General features: G+C 67.2%; 30 protein-coding genes. 14 read left to right on the top strand and 16 right to left on the bottom strand.

The genetic code is table 11. The features are described 5' to 3' along the window. On the top strand, window positions 1-533 hold a 533-nt coding region (locus OQF71_RS07390; protein WP_280586811.1), incomplete at its 5' end, for a DMT family transporter. Window positions 534-671: 138 nt separating this feature from the next. On the opposite strand, the gene OQF71_RS07395 is transcribed toward OQF71_RS07390, so the two are convergent. Beyond that, complete coding sequence (locus OQF71_RS07395; RefSeq protein ID WP_280586812.1) at window positions 672-1,091, bottom strand: universal stress protein; 420 nt, start codon at window positions 1,089-1,091, stop codon at window positions 672-674. Window positions 1,092-1,343: 252 nt separating this feature from the next. On the opposite strand from OQF71_RS07395, the gene OQF71_RS07400 reads away from it, so the two are divergent. Continuing rightward, entirely contained in the window at window positions 1,344-2,234 is an 891-nt protein-coding gene (locus OQF71_RS07400; protein ID WP_280586813.1) for a universal stress protein, read from the top strand. A gap of 380 nt (window positions 2,235-2,614) precedes the next feature. On the opposite strand, the gene OQF71_RS07405 is transcribed toward OQF71_RS07400, so the two are convergent. The 4 genes from OQF71_RS07405 to OQF71_RS07420 form a co-directional block, all read right to left on the bottom strand. Next, on the bottom strand, window positions 2,615-2,926 hold the full coding sequence (locus OQF71_RS07405; RefSeq protein ID WP_280586814.1) for a hypothetical protein: 312 nt from the start codon (window positions 2,924-2,926) through the stop codon (window positions 2,615-2,617). Window positions 2,927-3,371: 445 nt separating this feature from the next. Next, the gene (locus tag OQF71_RS07410; protein WP_280586815.1) at window positions 3,372-3,923 is read right to left on the bottom strand and encodes an HIT domain-containing protein; all 552 of its coding nucleotides are present in this window, start codon (window positions 3,921-3,923) and stop codon (window positions 3,372-3,374) included. Beyond that, complete coding sequence (gene map, locus OQF71_RS07415) at window positions 3,923-4,831, bottom strand: type II methionyl aminopeptidase (protein WP_280586816.1); 909 nt, start codon at window positions 4,829-4,831, stop codon at window positions 3,923-3,925. The genes OQF71_RS07410 and map overlap by 1 nt, the downstream gene beginning before the upstream one ends. A 54-nt stretch (window positions 4,832-4,885) precedes the next feature. After that, a complete protein-coding gene (locus OQF71_RS07420) occupies window positions 4,886-7,024 on the bottom strand; it encodes a histidine kinase N-terminal 7TM domain-containing protein (protein WP_280586817.1) in 2,139 nt (712 codons plus the stop codon). A 79-nt stretch (window positions 7,025-7,103) separates the two neighbouring features. On the opposite strand from OQF71_RS07420, the gene bcp reads away from it, so the two are divergent. Beyond that, window positions 7,104-7,571 (top strand): thioredoxin-dependent thiol peroxidase, encoded by a 468-nt coding sequence (gene bcp, locus OQF71_RS07425; RefSeq protein ID WP_280586818.1) that lies wholly within the window; start codon window positions 7,104-7,106, stop codon window positions 7,569-7,571. A 202-nt stretch (window positions 7,572-7,773) separates the two neighbouring features. On the opposite strand, the gene OQF71_RS07430 is transcribed toward bcp, so the two are convergent. The 5 genes from OQF71_RS07430 to OQF71_RS07450 all read right to left on the bottom strand — a co-directional run bounded on the left by OQF71_RS07430 (window position 7,774) and on the right by OQF71_RS07450 (window position 13,296). Further along, window positions 7,774-9,027 (bottom strand): MgtC/SapB family protein, encoded by a 1,254-nt coding sequence (locus tag OQF71_RS07430; RefSeq protein ID WP_280586819.1) that lies wholly within the window; start codon window positions 9,025-9,027, stop codon window positions 7,774-7,776. A gap of 237 nt (window positions 9,028-9,264) precedes the next feature. Continuing rightward, window positions 9,265-10,521, bottom strand: a complete 1,257-nt coding sequence (locus OQF71_RS07435; protein ID WP_280586820.1) for a transposase — start codon at window positions 10,519-10,521, stop codon at window positions 9,265-9,267. A 284-nt stretch (window positions 10,522-10,805) separates the two neighbouring features. Beyond that, entirely contained in the window at window positions 10,806-11,570 is a 765-nt protein-coding gene (locus tag OQF71_RS07440; protein WP_280586821.1) for a phosphate ABC transporter ATP-binding protein, read from the bottom strand. Then, entirely contained in the window at window positions 11,570-12,286 is a 717-nt protein-coding gene (locus tag OQF71_RS07445) for an ABC transporter permease (RefSeq protein ID WP_280586840.1), read from the bottom strand. The genes OQF71_RS07440 and OQF71_RS07445 overlap by 1 nt, the downstream gene beginning before the upstream one ends. Window positions 12,287-12,360: 74 nt before the next feature. Then, window positions 12,361-13,296 (bottom strand): substrate-binding domain-containing protein, encoded by a 936-nt coding sequence (locus tag OQF71_RS07450; RefSeq protein WP_280586822.1) that lies wholly within the window; start codon window positions 13,294-13,296, stop codon window positions 12,361-12,363. A gap of 240 nt (window positions 13,297-13,536) precedes the next feature. Between OQF71_RS07450 and OQF71_RS07455 the strand changes: the two genes are divergently transcribed. The 5 genes from OQF71_RS07455 to OQF71_RS07475 all read left to right on the top strand — a co-directional run bounded on the left by OQF71_RS07455 (window position 13,537) and on the right by OQF71_RS07475 (window position 16,178). Then, complete coding sequence (locus OQF71_RS07455; RefSeq protein ID WP_280586823.1) at window positions 13,537-14,331, top strand: TOBE domain-containing protein; 795 nt, start codon at window positions 13,537-13,539, stop codon at window positions 14,329-14,331. Between the two features lie 357 nt (window positions 14,332-14,688). Continuing rightward, window positions 14,689-14,811, top strand: coding sequence for a hypothetical protein (locus tag OQF71_RS07460; protein ID WP_280586824.1), 123 nt, complete (start codon window positions 14,689-14,691; stop codon window positions 14,809-14,811). A 98-nt stretch (window positions 14,812-14,909) separates the two neighbouring features. Next, complete coding sequence (locus OQF71_RS07465) at window positions 14,910-15,146, top strand: hypothetical protein (RefSeq protein ID WP_094523640.1); 237 nt, start codon at window positions 14,910-14,912, stop codon at window positions 15,144-15,146. Between the two features lie 202 nt (window positions 15,147-15,348). After that, a complete protein-coding gene (locus tag OQF71_RS07470; RefSeq protein ID WP_280586826.1) occupies window positions 15,349-16,047 on the top strand; it encodes an SDR family oxidoreductase in 699 nt (232 codons plus the stop codon). Beyond that, window positions 16,044-16,178, top strand: coding sequence for a hypothetical protein (locus OQF71_RS07475; RefSeq protein ID WP_280586827.1), 135 nt, complete (start codon window positions 16,044-16,046; stop codon window positions 16,176-16,178). The genes OQF71_RS07470 and OQF71_RS07475 overlap by 4 nt, the downstream gene beginning before the upstream one ends. Before the next feature lie 48 nt (window positions 16,179-16,226). Here OQF71_RS07475 and OQF71_RS07480 read toward each other — a convergent pair whose 3' ends face one another. After that, window positions 16,227-16,406: a hypothetical protein gene (locus tag OQF71_RS07480; protein WP_280586828.1), complete on the bottom strand. Its 180-nt coding sequence runs from the start codon at window positions 16,404-16,406 to the stop codon at window positions 16,227-16,229. A gap of 41 nt (window positions 16,407-16,447) precedes the next feature. Continuing rightward, window positions 16,448-18,241 (bottom strand): translation initiation factor IF-2, encoded by a 1,794-nt coding sequence (gene infB / locus OQF71_RS07485; RefSeq protein WP_280586829.1) that lies wholly within the window; start codon window positions 18,239-18,241, stop codon window positions 16,448-16,450. A 215-nt stretch (window positions 18,242-18,456) separates the two neighbouring features. Here infB and OQF71_RS07490 point away from each other — a divergent pair, with 215 nt between their 5' ends. Then, on the top strand, window positions 18,457-18,702 hold the full coding sequence (locus OQF71_RS07490) for a PRC-barrel domain-containing protein (protein ID WP_280586830.1): 246 nt from the start codon (window positions 18,457-18,459) through the stop codon (window positions 18,700-18,702). Next, the gene (locus OQF71_RS07495) at window positions 18,702-19,160 is read left to right on the top strand and encodes an NOB1 family endonuclease (protein ID WP_280586831.1); all 459 of its coding nucleotides are present in this window, start codon (window positions 18,702-18,704) and stop codon (window positions 19,158-19,160) included. The genes OQF71_RS07490 and OQF71_RS07495 overlap by 1 nt, the downstream gene beginning before the upstream one ends. Before the next feature lie 245 nt (window positions 19,161-19,405). Here the strand turns inward: OQF71_RS07495 and uppS are convergent, their stop codons facing one another. Further along, a complete protein-coding gene (uppS, locus tag OQF71_RS07500) occupies window positions 19,406-20,377 on the bottom strand; it encodes a polyprenyl diphosphate synthase (RefSeq protein ID WP_280586832.1) in 972 nt (323 codons plus the stop codon). 64 nt (window positions 20,378-20,441) lie between these two features. Between uppS and lwrS the strand changes: the two genes are divergently transcribed. Together lwrS and OQF71_RS07510 are read left to right on the top strand one after the other, a co-directional pair. Continuing rightward, the gene (lwrS, locus tag OQF71_RS07505; RefSeq protein ID WP_280586833.1) at window positions 20,442-20,810 is read left to right on the top strand and encodes an LWR-salt protein; all 369 of its coding nucleotides are present in this window, start codon (window positions 20,442-20,444) and stop codon (window positions 20,808-20,810) included. 112 nt (window positions 20,811-20,922) lie between these two features. Beyond that, window positions 20,923-21,597, top strand: a complete 675-nt coding sequence (locus tag OQF71_RS07510; RefSeq protein ID WP_280586834.1) for an HAD family hydrolase — start codon at window positions 20,923-20,925, stop codon at window positions 21,595-21,597. 24 nt (window positions 21,598-21,621) lie between these two features. Here the strand turns inward: OQF71_RS07510 and OQF71_RS07515 are convergent, their stop codons facing one another. Continuing rightward, window positions 21,622-21,750: a hypothetical protein gene (locus OQF71_RS07515; RefSeq protein ID WP_280586835.1), complete on the bottom strand. Its 129-nt coding sequence runs from the start codon at window positions 21,748-21,750 to the stop codon at window positions 21,622-21,624. A gap of 274 nt (window positions 21,751-22,024) precedes the next feature. On the opposite strand from OQF71_RS07515, the gene OQF71_RS07520 reads away from it, so the two are divergent. Beyond that, a complete protein-coding gene (locus OQF71_RS07520; protein WP_280586836.1) occupies window positions 22,025-22,354 on the top strand; it encodes a PadR family transcriptional regulator in 330 nt (109 codons plus the stop codon). Window positions 22,355-22,379: 25 nt separating this feature from the next. Further along, window positions 22,380-22,877, top strand: a complete 498-nt coding sequence (locus OQF71_RS07525; protein WP_280586837.1) for a CopG family ribbon-helix-helix protein — start codon at window positions 22,380-22,382, stop codon at window positions 22,875-22,877. A gap of 43 nt (window positions 22,878-22,920) precedes the next feature. On the opposite strand, the gene OQF71_RS07530 is transcribed toward OQF71_RS07525, so the two are convergent. Together OQF71_RS07530 and OQF71_RS07535 are read right to left on the bottom strand one after the other, a co-directional pair. Further along, entirely contained in the window at window positions 22,921-23,877 is a 957-nt protein-coding gene (locus tag OQF71_RS07530; RefSeq protein ID WP_280586838.1) for a rhomboid family intramembrane serine protease, read from the bottom strand. 3 nt (window positions 23,878-23,880) lie between these two features. Continuing rightward, window positions 23,881-24,969, bottom strand: a 1,089-nt coding sequence (locus tag OQF71_RS07535) for an AAA family ATPase (RefSeq protein WP_280586839.1), incomplete at its 5' end; no start/stop codon positions are given.

Below are 24,969 nucleotides of genomic sequence, written 5' to 3' on the forward strand. Positions count from 1 at the left end.
CGCGCGGCGGCGCCGGGCGCGTCGCCCAGCCGGATCCCGCGAACCTCGCCGGCGGCGTCACGATCGGCGTCGGGCTCATCTCGGTCGGCGTGATCGCGGTCGCGGTCGGCAGCGTCGGGCTCCGCACCGTGGAGACGAGCTTCTCCAGCATCGCGCTCACGGGGTGGGCGATGCTGTTCGGCGCCCTGTTGATCCACGGGCTCAGCGTCGGGCTGGGCGAGGCCCAACAGCTCCCGGTCGCGGAGCTGCCGGCGGTCGGGTCGCTGCTGTTCCTCGGCGTGTTGTCCTCGGCGGTCGCGTACACCATCTACTTCACCCTGCTCGACCGACTGGGCGCGTTCGAGATCAACCTCGTCTCCTACGTCGTTCCGGTCGTCGCGACCGTCGCCGGCGCGGTGCTGCTCGCGGAACCCGTGACGCCGCTGACGCTCGCCGGCTTCCTCGTCATCGTCGTCGGGTTCGCGCTGCTCAAACGACACGCGATCGCCGAGGAGGTGCCGCGGCTCCTCTCGCTGGTCGGCGGACTGTTTTAAACCGCGTACCGAACGGCGCGTGTCGGTCGCTGAACTCGACGGAGACTAAGTCGAGTCGGGACAGACAGCGGTGGAACCGATCGGGGTCCCGTTAGCCGACGGTGCCCGAGAAACGTCCGCCCCTTCAGTCGCCTCCACTCACCGAGCGACGACGACGGGAACGGGCGAGTTGCGGAACACTTTCTGCGCGATGTTCCCGACGACCAGTCGATCGGCCACCGAGCCGCCGTGGCTTCCGATGACGACCGCATCGAAATCGTCGGCCCTATTCAAAATCGCCCGAGCCGGATGTCCCAGTTGGACCTCGGTGATGATTTCGACATCGTACTCGTCAGCGAGTTCTCGAGCGTCATCGAATATCTCCTTCGCATGCTCCTCGGCGGCCGCTTCGATATCCTCCTCGAGGGCGAGCGACGTGGCTGCTCCCCCCCACGGTGACGGTCCGCCCACGACGTTCATGACGGTGATCTCCGCGTCGCGGTGGTTCTCAAGGGCGTACTCAAGCGCTTGCTGGGCCATCTCCGAGTCGTCCATCGGCACGAGAATTCGTGATATCATACGGACGCTACGGTCAGGATGCTGATAAAGTGGTGGTCGCTCGTCTCAGGATAAGCGCCGTATCACCGCCAGCCTCCGAACGTATCCGCTCTCCTTGTCAGCGGTTTCTAGCAGGTACCGCAGAGGCTGAACTGGACGTGCAAGATGCCGTGCACGTACGCAGCACGGGGACAGGTGCTCTCGAATGTACGCTGTCACGTTGTAGTGAGAATCGAACGTGACATTAAATCAACAGCGTACCAAGTTGCAGCCATGAGCCGAACGATACACTCAATTCTCGTACCGACCGACGGCAGTGACGGGGCACGGATAGGGGCGCGGCAAGGAATCGATCTCGCCGCCACGATCGGCGCCGACCTCCACGTGTTATCGGTGGTTGACACCCGTGAAACCGAATCGAACCTGAGTTCTACTGATCGGACCGAACGGGAGCGGCTACTCGAAGGGGAGGCCGAACGGGCGGTGGATTCCATCGCGGGCCTCGCCCGGACTCATCTCTCTGATCGGATCACTACCGCTGTCGAGACGGGTATCCCGTTCCAAACGATCAACGACTACGTCGATGCCCACGACATCGATCTCATCGCTATGGGGACACAAGGGCGGACAGGGTTCAAACGGGCTGTACTCGGGAGCGTTGCGGAACGGACCGTTCGGACCGCAAACGTTCCGGTCGTCACGGCGACTCCGGATGCGGACACCGATGAGATCGGCGATCAACTGTACGAAAACGTTCTGCTCCCGACAGACGGCAGCGAGGGAGCAGAGCTCGCGGTCGAGTGGGGAGTTACTCTAGCCGAGGTGTATGACGCAACGGTACACACGGTCTACTCCGTCGATACGAGTCGGTTCGGTGACGTTGAGGGGTCAGCAGAGATCCACGACGCACTCGAGCAAACCGGACAGGAGGCGCTTGAGACGGTCCGTGAGCGGTCCCGTGCGGCTGATGTCAGTGTCGCAGGCAGTATCGCAAGCGGGCCGGCCGCACGCACGATCCTCTCCTACAGCGAGGAGCACGATATTGATCTCATCGTGATGGGGACGCACGGTCGATCCGGCCTCAGACGATATCTTATCGGAAGCGTCACCGAGACAGTCGTACGCAATGCAACTGTGCCGGTCTGTTGTGTCCCGATGCGGTGACCCCCCTTGCAGGCTGGCTCCCCCCGATTCGTCGTCGTGTTGCGTTGACATCCTCCCCGCCCTGAAGGGCGAGGTTTTAGCCTGGTAACTTCCATAACCGAACATCCAACCGTCGCGCTCCTCACGCCGAAAGCGTTCCGCGGCGGTTACGTTCCGGACGTTGAGTAGTCGGAACGGCCCCCGGCAAATATCTGCTCTCTGCCTCGGAGTCGAGGTCAGATCACTATCCGAACAGATCGGTTCGTCCCGTGCGAGACGTAGGGCGCGTATGTAGCAGTGTGCGTTGGTGCCTTCGCTTCCAACAGTGAGCAACGTGTGTGACACCAGCTGCTACTGCCGCTGTAGACCTTGGGCAGCCGATACAATGACGAAATACGCAATTACACCGTTGTCCAAATGAAAACGCCGACACCCTCAGCCGATTGAAAATCAACAGATTCTATGAGTGCTAACGGGCTTATGCTCAATCCAAAGAGACCGATAGCATGGCCGAGCCTGTCGTAGCTATCGTCGAAGGTGAACTGTTCACCGAGCAGTGTGATGTCATACGCTAAAATGAAGTACGCAATCCCAATGTCGATCGCTGTTATGCCTGCCACGAAGAACCAATCCGAAAGCAGGTATCGGTAAACTGCACCACCAATGCAGCAACCGATCGGGACCGCGATCAGGAGGGACTTATTGAATTCCACACCTCGCTGTTAAACGCTACTGTGCTTGTTTCTGCTGCATAGACCCTCTGTATTCACCGAGCGATTACTGTTGATTTATAAATATTTCAACAGAGCTAATCATTTATAGATGAGATCGAGGTGTTGCTGACCGATATTTGCAGGTCGTTGATGCTGCTGTGAACAGCTCAAAGCCCCAGCAGGCGGCAACGCCGCCGGCGACTGCCCTTTCGAGTCCCACCCCGCGCCCACGGCGACCGAACCTCACGCCTCCCCAGCCTCGCGGCTCACGACTCGCGGCTTCGCCGCTCGCGTTCGCCACGTCCCTCGCACGCGCTCCTCGTGGCCTATCGGCCACTCGGCGGCGCGCGCCACCGCATTACCGCTTATGAGTAACTGTCGGAATCGATCGCAGTCTATGGACTGGAGTTTCCCCACAAAAGAGTGTGTCAATACGACCGTCGCTTCAGACGTCGAAGTCGAGTTCGACCGCCTCACCCGCTCCGGCGTCGCCCGAGTCGACCACGTCGGCCCCGGCGGCGAAGCCGGCGTGAAGGTGCCCGTAGGTCCGGTCGATCGCCTCCACGATCACCTTCGTCTCGCCGGTCACCGGCATGAAGTTCGTGTCGCCGTCCCACCGGGGGACTACGTGGGTGTGGAGGTGATCGATCGAGCCGCCGGCCGCCGAGGCGCCGAGGTTCTGGCCCGTGTTGACGCCGTGGGGGTCCACGTCGTAGCGCAACGCCGCCAGCGTCGCCATCTTCAGCTTCGCGTGGTCGAGCAGGGTCGCGTCGTCGAGTTCGGTCGGGTCCTCGCGGTGCTCGCGGGGGATCACCATCGCGTGTCCCGGGTTGTACGGCGCGTTGTTCAGGAGGACGTAGTTGTGCTCACTCGTGGCGACGATCCGGGCCTCGCGGGCGTCCTCACGTTCCGGGAGGACGCAGAACGGGCAGCCGTCGATCGGGTCCGACTCGCGCTCGACCCACTCGATCCGCCACGGGGCGTAGATCCGGTCCATCAGCCGTCGAAGCCGTGGATGCCCGCGGTCGTCACCTCGACGCCGTCCTCCGTGATCAGGAGGGTGTGCTCCGCCTGACTCACGAGGGCGTCGTCGGCCTCTTTCAGGACGGGGTACCCCTTCACCGCGTTCGCCTGTTTCAGCCGGCGGAGCGCCATCTCGACGCGGTCGCCCTCCAGCCACCGCGCCGCGAACGGGAGGTCGTCGAACGCCTCGATCTCTTCGAGGGCCTGTCGCGCGCGGCGGTCGCGCACGCTCCCCGACCCCTGTCGCTCGAAGATCTCCTCGTCGGTGCCCTCGCCGACCTTCCCGCGGCCGTCGGTCGCGAACGGCTCGATGGCGACCGCCTGTCCCGGTTCCAGCTCGACGGACCGGTCGACGCCGCGGTTCGGGACCGTCGGCCCGGTGTGGGCCTCGTAGCGCTCGACGCCGTGGCCGGAGAGGTTCAGCACGGGGGTGTAGCCGTACCCGCGGATCACGTCCTCGATCGCCCCGCCGACGACGCCGACCTCGACGCCCGGACCGGCCTCGTCGACCGCCGCCTCCAGCGCCATCTCGGCGGCCTCGGCGAGCTCGGGGGTGTCAGTGTGATCGACCGTCACGGCCGCGTCGGCGATGTAGCCGTCGACGTGGACGCCGACGTCGAGACACACCATCTCCTCGCCGAACTCGGTGTCGTCGTCGCGCCCCGGCGTGGCGTGCGACGCCTCCGGGTCGACGCTGATGTTGACGGGGAACGCGAGCCCGGCCCCCCGCTCGCGGACGAAGTCCTCCGTCCACTCCGCGACCTCCAGGTGGGTCCGCCCCGGCTCGACCATCTCGCGGGCCTCGTTCATGGCCTCGACTAACACCGCGCCGGCCTCTCGGTAGCTCTCGACCGCGTCGTCGTCCAGGGATCCGTGACTCATGGCCGTCGGTTCGGCCAGCGACCGCAAAGAGGTTGCGGAGGGCCGGCGACGGTGTCAGTCCGGTGCGTCCGTCGCGGTGCTGCGCTCGCCGTCGCGGTCGGCCCTATTTCCGTTCCCCTCCGCGTCGGCCGCCGGAACCCACATCGTGACCACCGTGCCCGTCGGCTCCCGCGTGTCGATATCGAGTTTCCCGCCCGACTCCGTGACGATCCAGTGGACGAGCCAGAGGCCGAGGCCGCTCGCGTGTTCCAGGTCCGTCTCGCGCGCCTCCGAGAAGACGGTCTGCTCGATCGGCGGTATCCCCGGCCCGTCGTCGGCGACCTCGATCCGGTACCCCCCCTCGGCGGCCGCGACGGTCGCCTCCACGGTCGGCCGCTCGCGGTCGTTGTGGACGACGGCGTTCTCCAGCACGTTTCGGACGGCGGACTCGAGCAGTTCGTCGGCGGACACGACGGCGACGTCGGGAGTTGTGACCGTCACGGTCGCGTGTGAGAACGACGATTCGAGGGACGCACAGAGGCGGTTGACCAGCCGCGCGAGGTCGACTCTCGTCCGCCCTCCCTCGCTGTGGAGCGCGACGTCGATCTCGCGGGCCTGATCGCTGAGGTGCGTCAGCGTCTCCACCTTCCGGTCGATGATGTCTAAGTAGCCGTCGCCCTCCTCGTCGACGTGGTCGCGAAGCAGGTCCGCGTACCCGCCGATGACGTTCGTGTCGTTTTTTAAGTCGTGTCTGAGCACGCGGTTGAGAACCTGCAGGCGCTGCTCGTACCGGCGGCTCTCGGTCACGTCCGTCGCGCTGATCACGACCTCTTCGGTGTCGTCGAACAGCCGCTCGACGGTCGTCTCGAACTGCCTCCAGCTCCCGTCGGCGTGCGCGATCCGGTGGGCGAGCACCTGCGGCTCGGTCGTCTCGAACGCCCGCTCGAACGCGTACAGCGCGTCCGGGCGGTCGTCGGGATGGACCAGATCGACGACCGGTCGCCCCTCGATCTCGACGGGCGCGTGACCGAGCAGCCGCTCTATCGACGGGCTCACGTAGCGGAGCAGGCCGTCGGTGCCGCAGACGGCGATCACGTTCGGCGACTTCTCGATGAGGGTCCGATACCGGCGCTGGAGCGTCTCCCGCTCGGTCACGTCCTGAAAGAGGAGAACGGTACCGCCGCCGGTGCCGTCCCGCGCCGATGCCCCGCGGTCCGCCCCGGAGAGTTGGTGAATCCCGACGGTCAGGAACCGGTGACTCCCCCCGTCGTCGAGGGTCACTCGGAGCTCGTCCTCGCGCGAGCCGCCGGCCCGGTCGCCGGTCACCGCCTCGACGACGCTCGGGGCGCAGTCGAACGCCTCCTCGATCTCGCACCCGACCGCGACGGACGGAAACAACCCCCTTGCGGGGTCGTTCGCGTCGACGATCCGACCGGTCGCGTTCACGACGACGACCCCGTCGGCGAGGTTCGTGAAGACGGCGTCGCGGGCGACCGGCGAGGGGTCGAAGAGTCGGTGTCTGAACACGACCCAGCCGATCACCCCCGAGGTGGCGGCGAACGTCACGGGCGTGAAGTCGACGAACGGCGGCCCCAGCGCGTCCCAGACGCTGAGGAAACCGGTGATCGTCGGCGCGGCGCCGGCGCCGAGCAGCAGCGCCGCCTGCCGCCGGAACACGCCCTCGCGGGTGAGCGCCGCGTAGCCGAGGGCGGCGAAGGTGACCAGGTTCACGGCGTACGAGTAGGCAACGAACGCGAGGAGCGCCGGCGTCGGGGCGTACTCCACGACGAGGTAACCGCCGACATCGGTGAGCGAGGGGTCGCGGTAGAACAGCGCGTCGGCGCCGAACAGGAGGACGCCGCAGACCACGAGGGCGGGGACGAGACAGAGGAGAGCCAGCCGACGCGGCCGGAGCCAAGCCGTGCGGTCGAGGTACGCGAGCACGAACGCCGGCCAAGCGACCGCGAGGACGCCGATCCCGACCCAGACGAGTCGGTTCCAAAAGAGGGTCGCACCGAGTTCGGTCGTCGACAGCTGGGCCGCGTACGCCAGCGACCAGACCCCGCTTCCGAGTGCGACGCCGATGAAGGCGCGGACGAGAGCTCCGCTCCGCCGCCTCCGACCCGTCGCGGCCGCGACGTACGCGGCGAAGGAGAAGGAGGCGAGAGCCGCCGCGAGCAACGGGACCGTGTACGGCGTCGGTTGCCACACCATCGATACCGGGACGATGACCGTATCGGATAAAAATGACCCGGACCAAACGCCCTAAGACGCCGCCGAAACGACGGATCGTATGCTCGAACCGGGCGAATCCGCACCTCCGATCACGCTGTCCGACCAGCACGGCGCGACCGTCACCGTCGATCCCGCCGACGCGCGGTACACGGTCGTCTACTTCTATCCGCGCGCCGACACGCCGGGCTGTACCGCCGAGGCCTGCGGATTTCGCGACGAGTGGGAGGCCTTCGAGGGGGCCGACGTCGCCGTCGTCGGAATCAGCGACGACCCGAGCGAGGATCTGGAACCCTTCGCCGAGACGTACAACCTCCCGTTCACCCTCCTTTCGGACCCGGACGGGGAGGTCGCGAGCGCCTACGGCTCCTACGGCGAAAAGCAGATGTTCGGCAACACCTTCGACGGCGTGTTCCGGAACACGTACGTGCTCGACGACGAGGGCGCCGTCGTCCTCGCGTACGAGGGCGTCTCCCCGGAGGACCACGCGGCCGCGATCGTCGAGGACATCGCTGCGTTGGACGACTGAAACCGCCGGCGGACTGGTTACACGGCTCCGTTGAAACACTCGGTGAGCGACGCGTTCACACGCGGTTCCGGCAGCACAGGGCGATCGATCACCAACGGAGAGCACCGCCCTACCGAGACCGTGTCAGAGACCGCGTGCGCGATACAGAGGGTGTAGTAAGCATATCGTGCGAGTTTGACTCACGCTGCCCGACACTGGAAGCCTATAGTATGAGCAGAACGAGGCCACTCACGATGACGACGCCCAGTACGATAGAGACAAGTCGGCCGAGGCGATACGTCCCCAAGAGCCACGCCAAAGCCGCCTTGACGAGCGTGTTTGCGATGGCCGCAATGACGATCCCCGTGGTCGCAACCCGCGTCGAAATCGTCCCTTCAGCAGCGAGTTTACTCAGTGTAATAGTCATCGCATCGACGTCTGCCAGCCCAGAGAGAAATGCCGTGGCGTACACGCCCGATGTGCCGAGCCACTCGTGTGCGTGTTCGGAGACGAGAAGCACAACCGCGAAGACCACGCCGAACAGGAGCGCTGGCTGGAGTCGAAACGGATTTTTTAACTCCCCGGGTTCGATTGTCTCGTCGGACGTTGTTAGCCAGTACAGCGTTCCTGCAGCGACGATCCCAACGACGGTCATGACTCCCAGCGGGATGGCGACACTCGGGAGTAAAGTCGGATTGACGACCGCGACTTCGATGAGCGCTCGCGGGAACATCACGATAGACGCAGTGACGACCGCGAACGCGCAGACGTGATACAGCGTCTCGTTTTCCACGGTCTTCTCGGCCATCGAAACCGTCGTCGCCGTCGAAGAGACAAACCCGCCGATAACTCCTGTTACAGCGATGCTCTGTTCCGGTTTGAGAAACTGTGCGAGCACGTACGCACCGAACCCGAGTCCGGTGACGAACACGACCATTAACCAGATAAACCGTGGATTGAGCCCATAGAGACTGTCGAGTGGACGGTTTGGAAGCGCCGGGAGAACGACGAGGACGACGAGGATAAACTTCGCCGAGGCCAGACGTTCAGTCTCTTCGATCTGGTCGGCGAACTCGTGGATCGGATCCTTGACCGAGAGGAGCACGGTAACGGTGCCGCCGACAATAATTGCGGTAACTGCACCGGTCTCAGAATGCATGGTCATCGCTCCCAGTATTGTGGTGAGAAGTGCAGCCATCAACGTTGTCAGACCGATATCTTGTTCGTACCAGATTTTCCCAGCGTGCGCGACGGTGAGCGGGACGACGAGCGCGCCGACGGCAAGAGAAAGCATTCTCGGGAAGAATGCCGAGACGAGTGCCCCATAGAGCGCAAACAGGGGAAAGGTACGGCTCCCGGCGAACGTTCCACCAGACTCGCTTTGCTCTCGTTCCAATCCGATAAGCGCGGCAAGTCCCACACCGATGAGGAGCCGAAAGAGAACCTCCGCGAGTGGATCGGTTACGGGATCGACCATTGCTTAAATATTCGATTAGATGAGCTGTTAAACTATGGGATAGCCGAATCGGCGCAATCACAGCCGCGGCGTCAATCGAATCGTCCTTGCTGGGTATGCGCGCTGTATTCAGCACAGCCACTGGAACGTATCAAACACCGAGAGTTTCAACAATACAAGTGACCAACCGATCTGCGTAGCGCACTCCCTTGACATCCTCCTCCGGCTAAAGCCGGAGGAATCCCGAGCGTTGGGATATTAGGGTTTACAGTCTCCCTGTTCTCTCGTGTTGAACGACCCGCTCTCGCGGTCGAACAGGAAGACTCCGGGCTGTGCCAACCAGCCGTTACTCATATCCACCGTTGGGGGACTCTGAGTTATCTTTCGCCGGATATTCACCGCACCGTTCACGTCCGCGTTCATTGTCGTCCCGCACGACGAACAGACGTACAGACCGCGCTCCACGCGATTCGAGTCACGAATCTGCCCGCAACACGAACACGCCTTTGAGGTGTTCTCCTCGTCTACACGGTCAACGAGGATGCCGTGTTCCTCGACCTTGTATTCGAGCAGGTTCGTGAAGCGGTCAAACTCCCATCCGTGGAGTTTCTTGTTCCCCGACGCACCCCAGTTCCGCGAGTCGCCGTTCTCATTCTCGCGGATGTCACTGAGGTCGCCAACCGCTATCCTCTCCACGCTTTCTTCGACGCACCGCTCAACGATGTGTTTGCTGAGGGTATGGAGGAAGTGGTCGTTGCGTCGGGAGAGTTTCTGTCGAGCCTTCCGCGCACGTTTCGACGGCCCGTTCTCGCCTTCGGTCTGGTACTCTTCGCGTGTGAAGTAGTGCTTGTCCTCTTTCAGCACGTTCCCCGGATACAGCTCGCTCGCCCCGTCTTCGTAGTCGATGGCGAGGTAGTTGCTGATACCGAGGTCAATACCCGCCGTGTTGTCACCCGGCGCGTTTTCGACTGGAATCTCTTTCTTACAGACGAGGTGAAGTTCCCACCAGTCTCGGTTCCAGACGGCACGCACCTGCTGGATGTTCTCGACTTCTACGTCGGGGCGGGTTTCGTACTCCGCGAGGATGAAATCAGACCGACTCTCTTTCAGGTTGAAGCCTTTCGAGAGGCGGAGTTGGCCGTGCTTCGTGTCGTGCTTGATGGCTCGTTTCTTCCACGTGACGGTGGAGCGCGGGTGTCGGTCGCCACGTTTCCGGTAGCCCGGTGGGTTGTTGCCGTCGGCGGAGTTGTACCACCCCGTGAACGCCTCAGCAAGTTCTTCGAGAACTCGCTGACTTGACTGCGAATGGAGGTCACTGTAGCGTTCGTGGTCTTTCAGCTCCGATTTGAGTTCGGCTTCGCCGGGTATCTCACCGGTTTCGTCCCACCGTTGTTGGATGTGGTAGCGTCCGACGTTCCACAGTTTCGAGGCGGAGAACCCGCACTGGTCGAGGTCGTCACGAACCTGTTGGTGGTTCGTGATGCGTGCGACGTAGGTGCGGGTCGTCTCCAGCATCGGACTGTGTTCATAATACGTTATGGAGAATAAGTATTAAAATCAACGACCGGACGTGGGAGATCCGGTTGGAACGTTGTCGGTGGATTATCGGTCAGAGTGTCGGATTCATCCCGCGCCTAAAGGCACGGGTATTCTCCTAGCTCTCTATAATCGCTCACCACGGTCTCTGTACCGACCACAGTAAGTCAGAGTCTGCGACCACGATTTCAAGAGAGCTGAACCGACGCCAAGTCCACACAGCATCGAATTTCGGCCGGTCCCACGTCCCTCCCAGATGGGCGTCAGTACACCAGCTCTCCGGAGATGAACTTCCGGGTACGCTCGTCCGACGGGTTTTCGAAGATCCGCTCCGTCGGGCCGACCTCGGTGATTCCGTCGTCGAGCAGGACCGCGACCCGGTCCGCGACGCGCTCCGCCTGATGCATGTCGTGGGTCGCCACGACGACGCCGATCCCGCGGTCCCGCGCCTTCTCCGTCGCCGTCTCGATGACGGCGGTGTTCCGCGGGTCGAGGTCGGAGGTCGGCTCGTCCAACAGGAGCACGTCCGGGTCGTACGCCAGCGCCCGGGCGAACGACACCCGCTGCGCCTCGCCGCCGGAGAGCGACGACGCCGGCTGGGTCGCCTTGTCTGACAGTCCAACCACGTCGAGCGCGTCGCGGACGGCGTCGGCGGGCTCGTGCGGTCCGACGAGCGAGCGGAGGTGAGCCTGCAGCCTGTCCGCCCACGGCCGCCGGATCCGGAGCCCGTACTCGACGTTGCGCGCGACCGGCGCGTCGAAGAGGCTCGCCTCTTGGAACACCATCCCGACTCGCCGTCGCAGGGCGAGCCGCGCGGACTCCTCGGCGGCCCACGCGTCGGTGCCGTCGAGCGCGACGGTCCCCGCGTCTGGGGCGAGCGAGAGCGCGAGCGTCCGAAGGAGGGTCGACTTGCCGACGCCGGAGGGACCGATCACCGCGACGACCTCGCCCTCGTCGACGGCGAGCGAGAGGTCGCGGAACACCGGCTCGTCCCCGTACGAGTGAGAGACGTCACGGAGCCGGAGCATCAGCGGCGCACCCCTTGGTCGCCGAGTCGGATCACGACGGCGTTGACCGTGAGGACGAGCGTGACGAGGACCGCGCCGAGGATCATCGCGGTGCCGTACTGTCCCTGTCTGGCCTCCAGTTGGATCGCGGTCGTCAGCGTCCGCGTCTTCGAGATCCCGTCGGCGCCCGTGATGTTACCGCCGACGATGAGCACGGAGCCGACCTCGCTGATCGCGCGGCCGAACCCGGCGAGGATCGCGGTCGCGATGCCGTACCGCGCCTCCTTGAGGACGACGAGCGCCACGTCGAGGCGCGTGCCGCCGAGCACGCGGGCGGCGTCCCGGACGCCCTCGTCCACGCCGGAGACGGCCGCGAGGCTGATCGCCGTGATCGGCGGCGTCGCGAGCACGAACTGCGACGCGATCATCGCCTCCCTCGTGAAGACGAGATCGAGCGCGCCGAGCGGACCCTGGTTTGAGACGGCGAACAGCACGAGGAGGCCGACGACGACGCTCGGGAACCCCATCCCGGTGTTTATCACCGACTTCGCGAACTGCTTGCCCGGGAAGTCGGTGAATCCCATCACGACGGCGATCGGGACGCTGAACAGCGTGCTCAGCGCCACCGCCGTGAGGCTCACGTACAGGGAGACGTAGATGATGCTTCGGACGTACCCCTCCCTGAACGGGAGATCAAGGAGGGCCGGGAGGTCGAACTGGGTCGAGATATCGACCAGGGCCGGAAGGTCGGCGGCGACCGGGGCTCCGAAGGCGGCCGGCAGGAGCGGTGCGACTGAATCGAGCGGCACGCTCACCCGTCGGTGGAGTTCCCACTCCAACCTTCCGGAACGTACTGCTGGAAGTCGGGGTTCTCGGAGACGGCCTCGGGGAAGAACAGCTGCTCTCCGTTCATCTGGTAGTCGGAGATGGCGTCCTGGGTGGCGGGGCTGGTGATCCAGCCGATGTACGCCATCGCGAGGTCGTAGTTAGCGTTGTCGTGCACGCCGGGGTTGACCGCCATGACCCCGTAGGGGTTCGCGAGGATCTCCGGACCGTCCTCGATGGGACCCTGCACGAGGATCGTCAGGTCGATCTCAGAGCGCTGCGAGATGAACGTGCCGCGGTCCGAGAGGGTGTACGCGCCCTGCTGGTTGGCGATGTTCAGCGCCTCGCCCATCCCGGTGCCGGTCTCCTGGTACCAGTCGCCGCCGGGGTCGGTGCCCGCGGCCTCCCAGAGATTCAGCTCTTTCGTGTGCGTGCCGGAGTTGTCACCGCGCGAGACGAACGGCGCCCCCGCGTCGGCGATCGTCGTGAGCGCCTCGGTCGCCGAGGACATCCCCTGGATCCCGGCCGGGTCGCTCTCGGGCCCGACGATCACGAAGTCGTTGAACATCAGGTCGCGGCGGTTGACCCCGTACCCGTTGCGCAGGAACTCGTCTTCGAGCCCGCGGGCGTGGACCATCACCACGTCGGAGTCGCCGTTGCGGGCCGACTCTAGGGCCGCGCCGGTCCCCTGCGCGACCGCGTCGACGGTCACGCCGTACATCTCCTCGAAGTCGGTGTGGATCGCGTCGAGCAGCCCGGTGTCGTAGGTGCTCGTCGTGGTCGTGAGCGTCAGGGTCTCGCCCGCGACGGCGGCCCCGCCGCCCGACTCGTCTTGGTTTCCGCTGGATCCCGAACAGCCGGCCGTACTCGCTACAGCTCCCGCGCCGAGCGCGGCGACGAACCGCCGTCGATGTATCGACATGGAAACACCGATGGACTGATAGGTGATATAATTTCTGCATGCGGATAATCGCGATCGGTTACTCGGCATCCGCATGGGGAACCGAGCCGGCGCTTCGAGGCGGGAGGGGTTCCCGATCGCGGGCCGAGAACGACCGAAGCGGAGACGGGAGACGATCGGAACCGGTTACGCCGCCGTCGCGGACGCCGAACGGGACCGGGGATGGAAAGCGCCAACACCCCGGGGGACGAGGGCCTCGGTATGGACGAACGCGGCGAGGAGAGCGCCGCCGAAGAGAGCGCCGCCGGAGGGAGCGCCGTCGAGGAGAGCGCCGCCGGATCGGGCCGCGGCAGGGCGGCGCTCATCGAGGGCGACGCCGAGTTCGACGGGCGAGACGCCGCGCTCCTCCGGGCGGTCCACGAGGCGGGCTCGGTCGCGGGCGCGGCCGCGGAGTTGGGGCGCTCGCGGGCCCGAGCGCTCTCGCGGATCGAGAGCTTAGAGGAGGCGTTCGGTCGGTTGGTCGAACGCCGGCGCGGCGGATCGGGGGGCGGCGGCAGCCGGCTCACCGACGCCGGGCGCGAACTGCTCGACCGCTACGACCGGCTGCAGGCCGTGCTCGCCGCGACCGCGAGCGTGCCCGAGACGGTGCTCGACGGGACGGTCGCGAGCGTCGACGGCGAACTGGCCGCCGTCGACACCGAAGTCGGCACGCTTCGGGGGCTCCACGATCACGCGACCGCCGGCGACGCGGTGCAGGTCAGAGTCGGCGCCGACGCGGTGACGATCCACTCGGAGGACGCCGACCTCGATCCGGATTCGACGAGCGCGCGGAACCGGCTCCGAGGGGCGGTCGTCGACATCGACGCGGGCGAGACGGTCTGCACGGTTCGCGTCGCGGTCGAGGGCACGGCGTTCCACGTGTTGGTCACCGCCGAGAGCGCGTCCCGGCTGGCGCTCACCGAGGGCGACGACGTGTCGGTGCGGTGGAAGGCGACGTCGACTCGGCTGGTGAGACACGCGACGACCGCCGACTCCGCCGAGCCGTCGCGGGACTGACGCCGGGCGGGCCGGAGCGGTCGCTCGAAGCGGCGGGCCGGAGGGACGGGGCCGTCCGCCGAACCGACTCGCGGTCACTCCTGCCTGGATCGCTTCCAGGCCGGGTAAAGCTCTATCACGGCGATAAGGCTGAGCGCGACGCCGACGGCGATCATCAGTGCGTCCGGGTCGATATCGTCCATACCCCAACGAGGGGGCGTAAACGTGTAATCGTTTGCCACGATTCGAGGAGCGACCGGTCCGCGCGCGGCGACCGGTCTCCGGTTCGGTACGGGTCGCGACGGCCGACCGATAGCGGCCGCGGCGCGCCTTCGGGGAACGAAGACGTATGTGCGCGAGCGTCCAAAGACCGCCATCATGCCCGCGACAGACGACGAACGCGACGACGGGAACGATCGACTGTTCGCAGTCGTCATGATCGCGCTCTCGGTGCTCATCTTCCTCGCCGTCCGCAGGTCGGAGCGCGAGCGCTCCGAGTAGGGTGTCCGCGGCGAGACCGCCACGACCGAGCCGCCGAATCCGGGTCGTTCGCCCTCGCTGACGGGAACTGATTTACATGTACGCACCCTAATGAATCTGTGAGCGACTCAACTGAGGACACGGCGGTCGAAGCCGCGGAAGGAATCGGTACCGACGGTCTCACTCCCGCGGTGCTGGCATCGGTCGGCTCGGTCGCCCTCGCACTGTACTTCTACTACGTACGCGGCGACAAGCAGCGCGGCCAGTTCGTCGGCTTCTGGCCCGTCACGATACTCGGACTGGCGTCCTACTTCAAGCTGGAGGAGATCCGGCAGATGCTGGCGGACGACGAGTAGTTTCGCACTCAGGCCCGTCCCGCTCGGCGTCGGGACCGAAACGGCGTGTGAAAGCGGCGAACCGACGGCGTCGGACCCCGGCGCCGACCCGCGGACGCGAGCGCCTTTTTCTGACACCGCCTCAGCGAAGACGCGGCCGCGCGGCGCGGGCGGAACCGGTTCCGACCCGGGCGTTCTTTTCGCTTCGCTTCGAACGTGAGACATGGATCCGACCGACATTGACGCGGTCCTCGTCGCGGGCGCCACCGGCGGAACGGGCCGGGAGGTGCTGCGGCGAGTCGGACCGCGAGTGGACACCGTTCGCGCGCTCACGCGGTCCGCGGGCGCCACCGCCGACCTCCGGGCGGCCGGCGCGGACGAGGTCGCGGTGGACGACCTCCTCGACCCGTCCGACCTGGCCGCGGCCGTCGAGGGGGTCGACGCCGTCATCAGCGCCGTCGGGAGCACTAGGACGGCGGTCCGGAGCGGCCCGCCGTTCGTCGACGGGGCCGGGAACCGAGCCCTGGTGGAGGCGGCGGTCGACGCCGGGGTCGACGCGTTCGTCATGGAGTCGGCGATCGGCGTGGGCCCCGAGCCGTCGAGCCCGCTCGCGTCCGCCTTCGACGCGTTCATCGGTCCGTTACAGGAGGCGAAGGGGAAGGCGGAGGCCGCGCTCCGCAACGCGCCGATCCGACACACGGTCCTCCGGCCCGGCGTCCTGGCGAACGGCCGGCGGACGGGGCTCGTCACGACGGCCGAACCGGGGACGAGGCTGTGGGGAACCGTCTCGCGTGCCGACGTGGCGTGGCTCATGGCCGCGGCGCCGACGACCGAGGACGCGGCGGACCGGACGTTCGAGCTCGTCTCCACGCCCCGGTTCCCCGACCGCGGCGTCGACGTGAACTGGACGTTACCGCGGTGAGCAGCGTGACGCACGACGTGCCCGGTGACGAGGGCGAGGCGCGCCGATGGTGTGAGTGCTGTCGGATCGCGGTCGAATCCGTCGACGGCGACGACGGTCCCGAGTGTCCGAGTTGTGGCGAGGCGCTCTGAGGGCGCCGACCCGCCGCGGGTCGGTCGGCGAAGACACGCCGAGACGTGTCACGACCCCTCGCTGGCGTCGAAGTAGCCGTTGAGCAGTTGTAGGACGACGACTCCGACCGTCAGCAGCGCTCCGATCAGGACGGTGTCGCTCAGTTCCGTGAGGACGCGGCCACCGTAGGCCAGCGCCAGTCCGGCGGCCATACACAGGAGGATGACGGCGTTCTCGCGGGAAACCATGCGATCGCCTCCGGCGTCCGGGAAAAATGCCCTGTGGACCGCTACTTCCCCCAGAAGGGATCTCGCTTCCGCTTGGTGTCGAGGTACGCCGCGAGCGCCTCGCGCTCGTCGGCGGTGATCTCCTCTTTTAATTCCTGTTCGAGGATCTTCGCGTGCTTCTCGGGAATCTCGGTCCAGAGGGTGTCGCCCTCCTCGATGCCGCGGCCGACGGTGGGACCGTCGATGGCGATGCTCACGCGCTCGCCGGCGCGCGCCTCGTCGACGTCGTCGCCCTGCTTTTGGATCCCGGAGAGCTGGCCGGCGCGGTGGAACTCGTTGCCCTCGAACATCCCGACGTTGCGGTTGTTCTGGAGGGTCCCGGAGATAATCTCGACGCCGACGACCGCGGGGTCGTTCTGCCGGAACGTGTGGTCCGGGAGGATGCGGAAGCGCGCGGGGCGGACGACCTTGTCCAGCACCGTCTCCTGCTGGGCGCGCTGTTTCTCCTCGACGTACGTCTCGTACTCTTCGATCAGCTGATAGATGACGTCGTCGGTGAACAGCTTCACGTCGGCGCTTTCGAGCTCCGACTCCGCGTTTTTCAGGAGGTCGACGTTGAAGCCGAGGATGGCCTTGTGCTCGTCCTGATTCGCGGTCTCGGCCACGGCGATGTCTCGCGGCGCGATGTCGCCGACCTCGGCGCGCAGGATAGGCACCTCCGCCTCGCGGAGCGCGTTCGCCATCGCCTCCAGCGAGCCGAGGGTGTCGGCCTTGACGACGACGCCGTTGTCGGCCGTCTCGACCTCTATCTCCGCGAGCTCGGCTTTCACCTCGTCGACGACCTCCGCCTCCGGGCGGTCGCGGACGACCCGGACCGGCGCGCCCGCCATCGCCCGGTCGAGGTCGGGGGCGGCGATCTTCACCCCGGCCGCGGCGCCGACCTCCGCCACCTTCTCGAACTGCTTCTCGGTGCGGATCTCCTCGAGCGGCCGCGGCTGCAACAGGGCGCGGATCTCGGTGACGATCGGCTCGTCCTGTCCGCCGACGACGACCTGGTCGCCGTTTCGGACCACGCCGTCGTACACCACCGTGTCGATGGTGGCGCCGAAGCCGCGCTCGTCTTTGACCTCCAAGACCGTCCCCTCGCCGGGGCCCTGCACGTCGATTTCCATCTCCTCTTTCATGAACCGCTGGGAGAGGCCCATCAGGACGGTGAGGAGGTCGGGGACGCCCTCGCCCGTGATCGCCGACAGGGGGACGACGCCGATGTTCTTCTGGAAGTCCTGCACGCGCCAGTACAAGTCCGCGGAGAACCCGGCGTCGGCGAGTTGCCCGATGATCTCGTAGAGGTTCTCGTTGAGCATGGATTCGGCCCGCTCCGACTGCGCCTCCAGGCTCTTCTGGATGGGCTGGCCCTCCTGCGGGTTCCAGCCCGGGGTCGTGTCGGCCTTGTTGGCGGCGACGACGAATGGGGTCCCGGTGCGCCGGAGGATATCGATCGCCTCCTCGGTCTGCGGCTGGAACCCGTCGTTGACGTCGACGACGAGCACCGCGATGTCGGCGAGCGCGCCGCCGCGGGCGCGCAGCGTCGAGAAGGAGTGGTGGCCCGGCGTGTCGATAAAGAGGAGGCCGGGCAGATCGAAGTCGGTCGGATCGATGAGCTCGCCCGCCATCCCGGAGATGGTGTCGAGCGGGATGTCCGTCGCCCCGATGTGTTGGGTGATCGCACCGGCCTCGCCCTCGCTGACGGCGGAGCCGCGGATCTTGTCGAGTAGACTCGTCTTGCCGTGGTCGACGTGACCCAGCACGGCGACGATCGGCGTCCGAAGGGTGTCCGCGTTTGTGTGGTCGGTCATAGGTGATCGCCCCGAGAAGGTCGGTTACCGTGTGTTCCGCCCGGGCGTCAGTTAAGCCTTTCAAAACGTTCCCGACCGCCGCGCTCCGATCCGGGGCCGTCGGCCGGCGCGGACGGCCGGTCGGTTCCCCTCGCCTGACGGAGACGCCTGTCGATGCCGGTCGCTCGTCCGACGCCCCCGTGGCGTTTAAGACCGTTGCCCCGGACGGTGAGGACATGGTAGACATCCTCGCGGAGAACCTCTCCGGGAAGGCGGTGATGAGCTCGGACGGCACGGAGCTCGGCGACCTGTACAACATCACGATGGACCTGAAATCGGGCGAGTTGAGCGATCTGCTCGTCAGTCCGCACGAGCAACTCAGCCCCGAACGGGCGGGTTTCGAGGTCGACGAGATGGGACGACTCAAGGTACCGGTTGCGAACGTGCAGGCGGTGAAAGACTACATCGTCGTCGCCCGCTAATGGAAGTTCTCGACACCTCGGCGTTCATCCACGAGTACACCACCGACGACGACGTCGTCTCGGTGCCCGAAGTGCACGAGGAGCTCACCGGCGAAGGGGCGCTCCGCTTCGACGCGATGGAGGGGTCCGGGATGACGATCCACGTCCCGGCCCCGGAGGTCCTCGACAACGTCCGGCGCGCCGCCCGGGGATCGGGCGACGACGCAGAGCTGTCCGACACCGACACCCGCCTGATCGCGACTGCGCTGGAGCTGGGCGCGACGCTCGTCACCGACGACTACGCGATGCAGAACGTCGCCGAGCGACTCGATTTGCGCGTGGAGCCCATCGCGAGGGACGGGATCACGGAGGAACGCGAATGGCGCTTCCAGTGTGTCGGCTGTAACCGCACGTTCGACGAGAACAAGGAGCGGTGCCCGATCTGCGGCAGCGACCTGACGCGGAAGAACCCGGCGTGACCGGTTCCGCCTGACCGCGTCGGAGTGACGATTCTGTCGCACGCGACCGATGCAACGGGCGCCTCGCCGACTTCTCGATACGAACGCCTTCGAGAATGTCCCGCCGGACGCGCTCCGAGCACGCAGCCACGCCGCGGTGAGGGCCGCGGACGTGCTCACCGACGACTGCGCGGGCTCGCAGTGGCTCCCCTCGTCCGCGCTGTGTCTGCTGACGCGAAACGAGGCGGGATCGTACCGGAGACCGCCTAGTTCGTTCCCTTCGACTCCGGGGCGTCGCCGTCGACGGGGCCGGTCCCGTCGCGATCGGAAATCCCGAGAGCGTCGTCGGAGAGGTCGCCGCCGTCGAGTTGGGGGACGCGTTCGCGGAGCCGCCCGGCGACGGCCCGGGCCTCGGCTATCTCCACCTCGGCGACCGCCCGCACGAGCGCGGCGGCCCGATCCGCGCGGGCCCGCTGCCACGACTCCTCGCGGGACTGGTAGGTGCGGATCGCGCGGAGGAACTCGACCTGCGAGAACTCCGGCCAGTAGGGCGCACAGAAGTAGACGGCGGCCTCGTTCCCGTTCGCGTGCCACGGGAGGAAGTTCGAGGTGCGTTCGTCGCCGCCCGTTCGGACGATGAGATCGACGTCCCGGATCGGCCGGTCGTACAGCCGGTCCTCGACGGTCTCGACGTCGACCGCTGTGGGACTGAGGGTCCCGGCGTCGACGTCGGCGGCGATCGTCCGCGCGGCGTCGAGCAGCTCCGTCCGACCGCCGTACGCGAGCGCGACGTTCAGCGTGAAGCGGTCGTTGTCGGCCGTGCGGCGCTCGGCGTAGTCGACCGCGTCGCGAACGCGGGGCGGAAGCCGAGCGACGTCGCCGATCGCGCGGACGCGGACCCCCTGTTCGTGGACGCGGTCGGCGTCGGCGAACTCCCGGAGTTTCCGCTCCAGCAGGTCGAACAGCGGGTCCAGCTCCTCGTCGGGGCGGTCGAAGTTCTCCGTCGAGAAGGCGTACAGCGTCAGCTCGGCGACACCGAGGTCCGCACACCAGTCGAGCACCCGCTCCGTGGCGTCGGCGCCGGCGCGGTGCCCGTCGGGGGCGTCGGCGCCGCGCTCGCGGGCGTACCGCCGGTTCCCGTCTTGGATGATCGCGACGTGCGCCGGCACGTCCTCGATCTCGCGGCGGAGGTGGCGGCGGTAGGCGCGCTCGCCGAGGTCGCGGAGGCGATCCAACATATGGGTCAACTGACTGGACCGAGGGATATGTACTTTTACCCTCCGGCCTCGCAGATCGCGGTCGATGGACGCCGCCTACGTCTTCGCCGTCGCGTTCCGGCTCGATCCGCGCGACGCGACGGTCGATCCGGACCGGTTCGAGACGACGATGGAGGTCCCCGCGAGCGAGCCGGGAACGGACGGCTGGCTGTTCTTTCGCGATCGGCTCTGGCGCGGCGATATCGGCGACGAGCCGACGTTCCGGGGCCTCGCGAGCGACCGGCTCGGCGTCGAGGTCGTCGCCGTCGAGTTCCGAGAGTTGCGCATCGACCGCGAGCACCTCGACGCGTTGCGCGCGGCGATCGCCGGCGACCTCGCCCGGTTCAACGCCGACTCGGTCGACGAGGCGCTTCACAAGTACCTCGGGTCGTCGATGCACGTGCGGGAGGAGTGACGGTCGGTGCGACGGACTGCCCGCGCGCCGCGGGACCGTCTCTTGTGCCCCGCGCCATCTCCTCCCACGGCTCCACAACGCACTTATCAGCCGAGGATCTACTGAGGGGCCCATGGTCGTCGCCGACTACGACTTCCACCTGTTCGACCTCGACGGGACCCTCGTCGACGCGGAGTGGTCGTACACCCGGTCGGTGTTCGACCGCGTCGGCGACCGGCTCGGTCGGCGCTTCCCCGACCGCGAGGCGCACGTCCTCTGGCACGGGCTGGGCGGTCCCCGCGGCGACACCCTCCGCGAACTCGGCGTCGACCCGGACGACTTCTGGCCCGCGTTCCACGCGGTCGAGGACCCGATCGCCCGCGCGGAGGCGACGTACCTCCACGACGACGCCGCCCGGCTGCTCGACCGCGTCGACGACGCCGGCGGGCCCACGGGGCTCGTCACCCACTGCCAGCAGTTCCTCGCCGAGCCCGTCCTCGACAGGGTGGACCTTGACGACCGGTTCGACGCGGTGGTCTGCTGTACCGACGAGACGGGGTGGAAGCCGGACCCCGCGCCGATCGAGCTGGCGATGCGCGAGCTCGGCGTCGACCCGTGCGGGGACCGCGGCTACTACGCGGGTGACGGCGAGAGCGACGTGGGCGCGGCGTGGAACGCCGGGCTCGACGCGGTCCACGTCGAGCGCGTCGGCCACGAGGACCGCGGACGGTGCGTGCTCGGCGACCGCCGCGTCAGCCGGCTCGACGAGCTGGTCGGCCCGACGCGACGGGGGGCGGGGACGACGTGAGCGGCTCCGAATCCGAGCGGGGCGTCAGGAGCCGGCGACCCGCCGAACCCGTTCCTTGCCGCACTTCGCACACGACTCCACGACCTCGTCGGGATCGATAACTACCGCTCGGCGCTCGTACTGATGGCGACAGATCAGGCGGTCAAGCGTCATCGTGTGTTGACACAACATAGCACCCGATAAATAACTTCCGTGAACACACACTATTACGTATAATAGGTTACAATGTTCTGTATATTCCACCTTCAATTGAGTGGTTAACCCGATCTTTTCCGTAGATAATAGATGTACAATCGGTTCTCGTTCGTTCTCGCCACCCGGCTCCGCGGCGGTCGGGTCGTCCCGGCCGAAACGGCGACGACGCCCTCGACCGTCGTCGTTCGTCCGCGACCGAAACGGTCGTGAGTCGGGGCGCGGTAGCTGACCCATGACGAAGTGGTTCCACAGCGGCCGCCGCCGCGATCTGTGCGCGCTGCTGTACGACGCCGGCGAGTTGCGGGCGCAGTCGCTGAAGAACCGGCTGGAGTCGCACTACGACGAGCGGATCGACCCCGGCTCCTTCTACGCGACGCTCCGGTCGCTGGTGGAGTCGGGGTTCTTCGACCGCCGAACGGAGGGAATCGCCGACGTGTACACGCTCACCGACGCGGGCGAGCGCGCCCTCCTCGACCACTGCGCGTGGCTCACCGAGCGCGTCGGCGACCCGGGAGCGGTCGCGGAAGCGGAACCGACGGGTGACTCCGACCTCAAGGATTAACAACATCGGCGGTGTAGATTATTATATGACGGTCGTCAGCGTCTCGATGCCGGAGGAGCTATTGGAGCGGATCGACGGGTTCGCCGACGAACACGGCTACACGGGGCGCAGCGAGGTCGTGCGCGAGGCCTCGCGGAATCTCCTCGGCGAGTTCGAGGACGCCAAGCTAGAAGACAGGGAGCTGATGGCGGTGGTGACGGTCCTCTTCGACTACGAGACCACGAGCGTCGAGGAGCGGATGATGCGACTCCGCCACGAGCACGAGGGGCTCGTCGCCTCCAACTTCCACAACCACGTCGGCTCCCGCTACTGCATGGAGCTGTTCGTGCTGGAGGGCCGGCTTGCGGACATCTCGGCGTTCGTCGGCAAGATCCGAGCGACGAAGGACACGCTCACCGTCGACTACAGCGTGACCCCGGTCGACGAGTTCGGCGGCGACGCGGTCGCCGAGGCGACGCCCGAGGACGGCGGGCAGGGACGCGACGGCCACGGCCACAGCGGGCACGGCCACGGCGACGAGTAGTCGGGACCGCTCGCGACCGGTCGACCGGCCGCCCGACCGCGACTCACCCGTCGAGGACGACGCCGACGAGCGGGACCGCGACCCCGACGACGTAGCCGGCGAGGTGCGCGAACACGTTGCTGCCGAACGGGACGACCACCAGCGATCCGATCACCCCGGCGGCGGCGACGCTCGCAGCGGTGACGTACAGCAGCTCTCGCTCGGGAGCGAGGGCGAGCCCGACCACCCGCGGGCGGCCGACGGCGGCGGAGAGCCCGGCGGCCACGAGGGCCGCGCAGAGCGCGAACAGGGCGCCGACGGCCGGTAGCGACGGGAAGTAGCCGACGCCGCTCGGCGCGAGGTACGCGAGCGCGAGCGACCCGAGCGCGGCGACGATCGACCAACGGGCGTCGACGCCGACGGAGGGCGGTCGCCGGTCGGTGCTCTCGATTGCCTCCCCGCCCGCCTCCGTCGCCAGCGCGGCGAACCAGACGACGACCACGTAGCCGAGGAGCGCGCTGTTCACGTCCGAGAAGCCCGCGGTCGGCGCGTTCGTTAGCCCGCCGAGCGCGACGATCGTCGCCCACGCGGACGCGAGCGGGACGACCGCGAGGTAGATCGCGGTCGCCCCCAGCAGCCGCTCGCGCCAGCCCGCGACGACGGAGAGGGGGTACGCGACCGCGACGAGCAGCCAGTAGTTGACGAGGTTGTCGAGGAGGTGCGCCGGGCTGGCGTGGACGAAGCTCGACGCGAACGCGGTCCACAGCGCCCAGCGGCTCTCGAACACGCCGCCGGTCGCGAGCGAGAGCCGCCAGGCGTCGGTCCCCGGCGTGAGGCTCACGGCGACGAGCAGCGCCGGCAGCGGGACGGCGACGAGGAAGAGGTCCCTCGGGGGCTGCGACCGGACGGCCGCGCGGACGCTGGCGAGGAGCCCGCGGAGGGTAGGCGGCTCGGGCGCGGAGTCGCCGTCGCTCGGCGGCCCGCCGCCGTCCGAGCGTCCCGGGCCCCTCTCGGCGCGCATCGATCAGGGCGTCGCCGGCCGCACCGTCTCCAGCGCCGCCGCGAAGTCGTCGCTCGTGATCCCGACCTCGTCGGCGTGGTCGTTCGCGGCCGCGCCGTGTTCGTCGGCGACGCGCTCGATGGCGACGAGGGCGGCCTCCCGGCACAGCGAGGCGATCTCCGCGCCGGAGTACCCCTCCGTCTCGTCGGCGAGGCGCTCCAAGTCGACCCCGTCCACGAGCGGCTTCTCGCGGGTGTGGACGTCGAGGATCTTCCGGCGGGCCTCGCGGTCCGGCTCGGGGACCTCGATGTGCGTCTCCAGCCGCCCCGGTCGGAGCAGGGCCGGATCGAGCGCGTTCCGGCGGTTCGTCGCCGCGAGCACGACGAGGTTCGGGTTGTCACTGGCGCGGTCGAGCTCCGTCAAGAGCTGGGAGACGACGCGCTCGCCGACGCCCGAGCCGTCTCCCCCCGCGCCGTCGCGGTCGGCCGCGATCGCGTCGATCTCGTCGAAGAAGACGATCGCGGGCGCCGCCTGTCGGGCGCGGCCGAACAGGTCGCGGACCGCCTTCTCGGACTCGCCGACGTAGCGGTCGAGCAGCTCCGGGCCGGCGACCTGAATGAAGTTGACGCCGCTCTCGCCGGCGATCGCCCGCGCGAGCAGGGTCTTGCCGGTGCCCGGCGGACCGTGGAGCAGGACCCCCGTCGGCGGGTCGGCGTCGGCGGCGTCGAAGAGGGGCCCGTAGGTCAGCGGCCACGTGACGGCGCGCTCCAGCTTCTCTTTGGCCTCCGGCAGCCCGCCCACGTCGGTGAAGTCGGTGGTCGGCTGCTCGGCGACGTACTCGCGCATCGCGCTCGGCTCGACGTTCGCGTGGGCGGCCTCGAAGTCGGCCTTCGAGACGGTCACGTCGTCGAGCGCCCGGGCGTCGGACTCGCGGGAGCGCCGAAGCGCCGTCATCGCCGCTTCCTGCGTGAGTCCCTCGATGTCGGCGCCGACGAACCCGTGCGTCCGGCTCGCGATCCGGTCGAGGTCCACGTCGTCGGAGAGGGGCATCCGGCGCGTGTGGACGTCGAGGATCTGTCGCCGGCCGGCCTCGCCGGGGACGCGGGTCTCGGG

Origin of the sequence: Halorubrum sp. Boch-26 (assembly GCF_029889805.1) — an archaeon.
Lineage (GTDB): Archaea > Halobacteriota > Halobacteria > Halobacteriales > Haloferacaceae > Halorubrum.

Excerpts from the sequence above, each read along its gene's own strand:
- OQF71_RS07395 (WP_280586812.1), bottom strand. The coding sequence starts at position 1,091 with ATGATATCACGAATTCTCGTGCCGATGGACGACTCGGAGATGGCCCAG.
- OQF71_RS07400 (WP_280586813.1), top strand. The coding sequence starts at position 1,344 with ATGAGCCGAACGATACACTCAATTCTCGTACCGACCGACGGCAGTGAC.
- OQF71_RS07410 (WP_280586815.1), bottom strand. The coding sequence starts at position 3,923 with ATGGACCGGATCTACGCCCCGTGGCGGATCGAGTGGGTCGAGCGCGAG.
- map (WP_280586816.1), bottom strand. The coding sequence starts at position 4,831 with ATGAGTCACGGATCCCTGGACGACGACGCGGTCGAGAGCTACCGAGAG.
- OQF71_RS07420 (WP_280586817.1), bottom strand. The coding sequence starts at position 7,024 with ATGGTGTGGCAACCGACGCCGTACACGGTCCCGTTGCTCGCGGCGGCT.
- bcp (WP_280586818.1), top strand. The coding sequence starts at position 7,104 with ATGCTCGAACCGGGCGAATCCGCACCTCCGATCACGCTGTCCGACCAG.
- OQF71_RS07430 (WP_280586819.1), bottom strand. The coding sequence starts at position 9,027 with ATGGTCGATCCCGTAACCGATCCACTCGCGGAGGTTCTCTTTCGGCTC.
- OQF71_RS07435 (WP_280586820.1), bottom strand. The coding sequence starts at position 10,521 with ATGCTGGAGACGACCCGCACCTACGTCGCACGCATCACGAACCACCAA.
- OQF71_RS07440 (WP_280586821.1), bottom strand. The coding sequence starts at position 11,570 with ATGCTCCGGCTCCGTGACGTCTCTCACTCGTACGGGGACGAGCCGGTG.
- OQF71_RS07450 (WP_280586822.1), bottom strand. The coding sequence starts at position 13,296 with ATGTCGATACATCGACGGCGGTTCGTCGCCGCGCTCGGCGCGGGAGCT.
- OQF71_RS07455 (WP_280586823.1), top strand. The coding sequence starts at position 13,537 with ATGGACGAACGCGGCGAGGAGAGCGCCGCCGAAGAGAGCGCCGCCGGA.
- OQF71_RS07460 (WP_280586824.1), top strand. The coding sequence starts at position 14,689 with ATGCCCGCGACAGACGACGAACGCGACGACGGGAACGATCGACTGTTC.
- OQF71_RS07470 (WP_280586826.1), top strand. The coding sequence starts at position 15,349 with ATGGATCCGACCGACATTGACGCGGTCCTCGTCGCGGGCGCCACCGGC.
- OQF71_RS07480 (WP_280586828.1), bottom strand. The coding sequence starts at position 16,406 with ATGGTTTCCCGCGAGAACGCCGTCATCCTCCTGTGTATGGCCGCCGGA.
- infB (WP_280586829.1), bottom strand. The coding sequence starts at position 18,241 with ATGACCGACCACACAAACGCGGACACCCTTCGGACGCCGATCGTCGCC.
- OQF71_RS07490 (WP_280586830.1), top strand. The coding sequence starts at position 18,457 with ATGGTAGACATCCTCGCGGAGAACCTCTCCGGGAAGGCGGTGATGAGC.
- OQF71_RS07495 (WP_280586831.1), top strand. The coding sequence starts at position 18,702 with ATGGAAGTTCTCGACACCTCGGCGTTCATCCACGAGTACACCACCGAC.
- uppS (WP_280586832.1), bottom strand. The coding sequence starts at position 20,377 with ATGTTGGATCGCCTCCGCGACCTCGGCGAGCGCGCCTACCGCCGCCAC.
- lwrS (WP_280586833.1), top strand. The coding sequence starts at position 20,442 with ATGGACGCCGCCTACGTCTTCGCCGTCGCGTTCCGGCTCGATCCGCGC.
- OQF71_RS07510 (WP_280586834.1), top strand. The coding sequence starts at position 20,923 with ATGGTCGTCGCCGACTACGACTTCCACCTGTTCGACCTCGACGGGACC.
- OQF71_RS07515 (WP_280586835.1), bottom strand. The coding sequence starts at position 21,750 with ATGACGCTTGACCGCCTGATCTGTCGCCATCAGTACGAGCGCCGAGCG.
- OQF71_RS07520 (WP_280586836.1), top strand. The coding sequence starts at position 22,025 with ATGACGAAGTGGTTCCACAGCGGCCGCCGCCGCGATCTGTGCGCGCTG.
- OQF71_RS07525 (WP_280586837.1), top strand. The coding sequence starts at position 22,380 with ATGACGGTCGTCAGCGTCTCGATGCCGGAGGAGCTATTGGAGCGGATC.
- OQF71_RS07530 (WP_280586838.1), bottom strand. The coding sequence starts at position 23,877 with ATGCGCGCCGAGAGGGGCCCGGGACGCTCGGACGGCGGCGGGCCGCCG.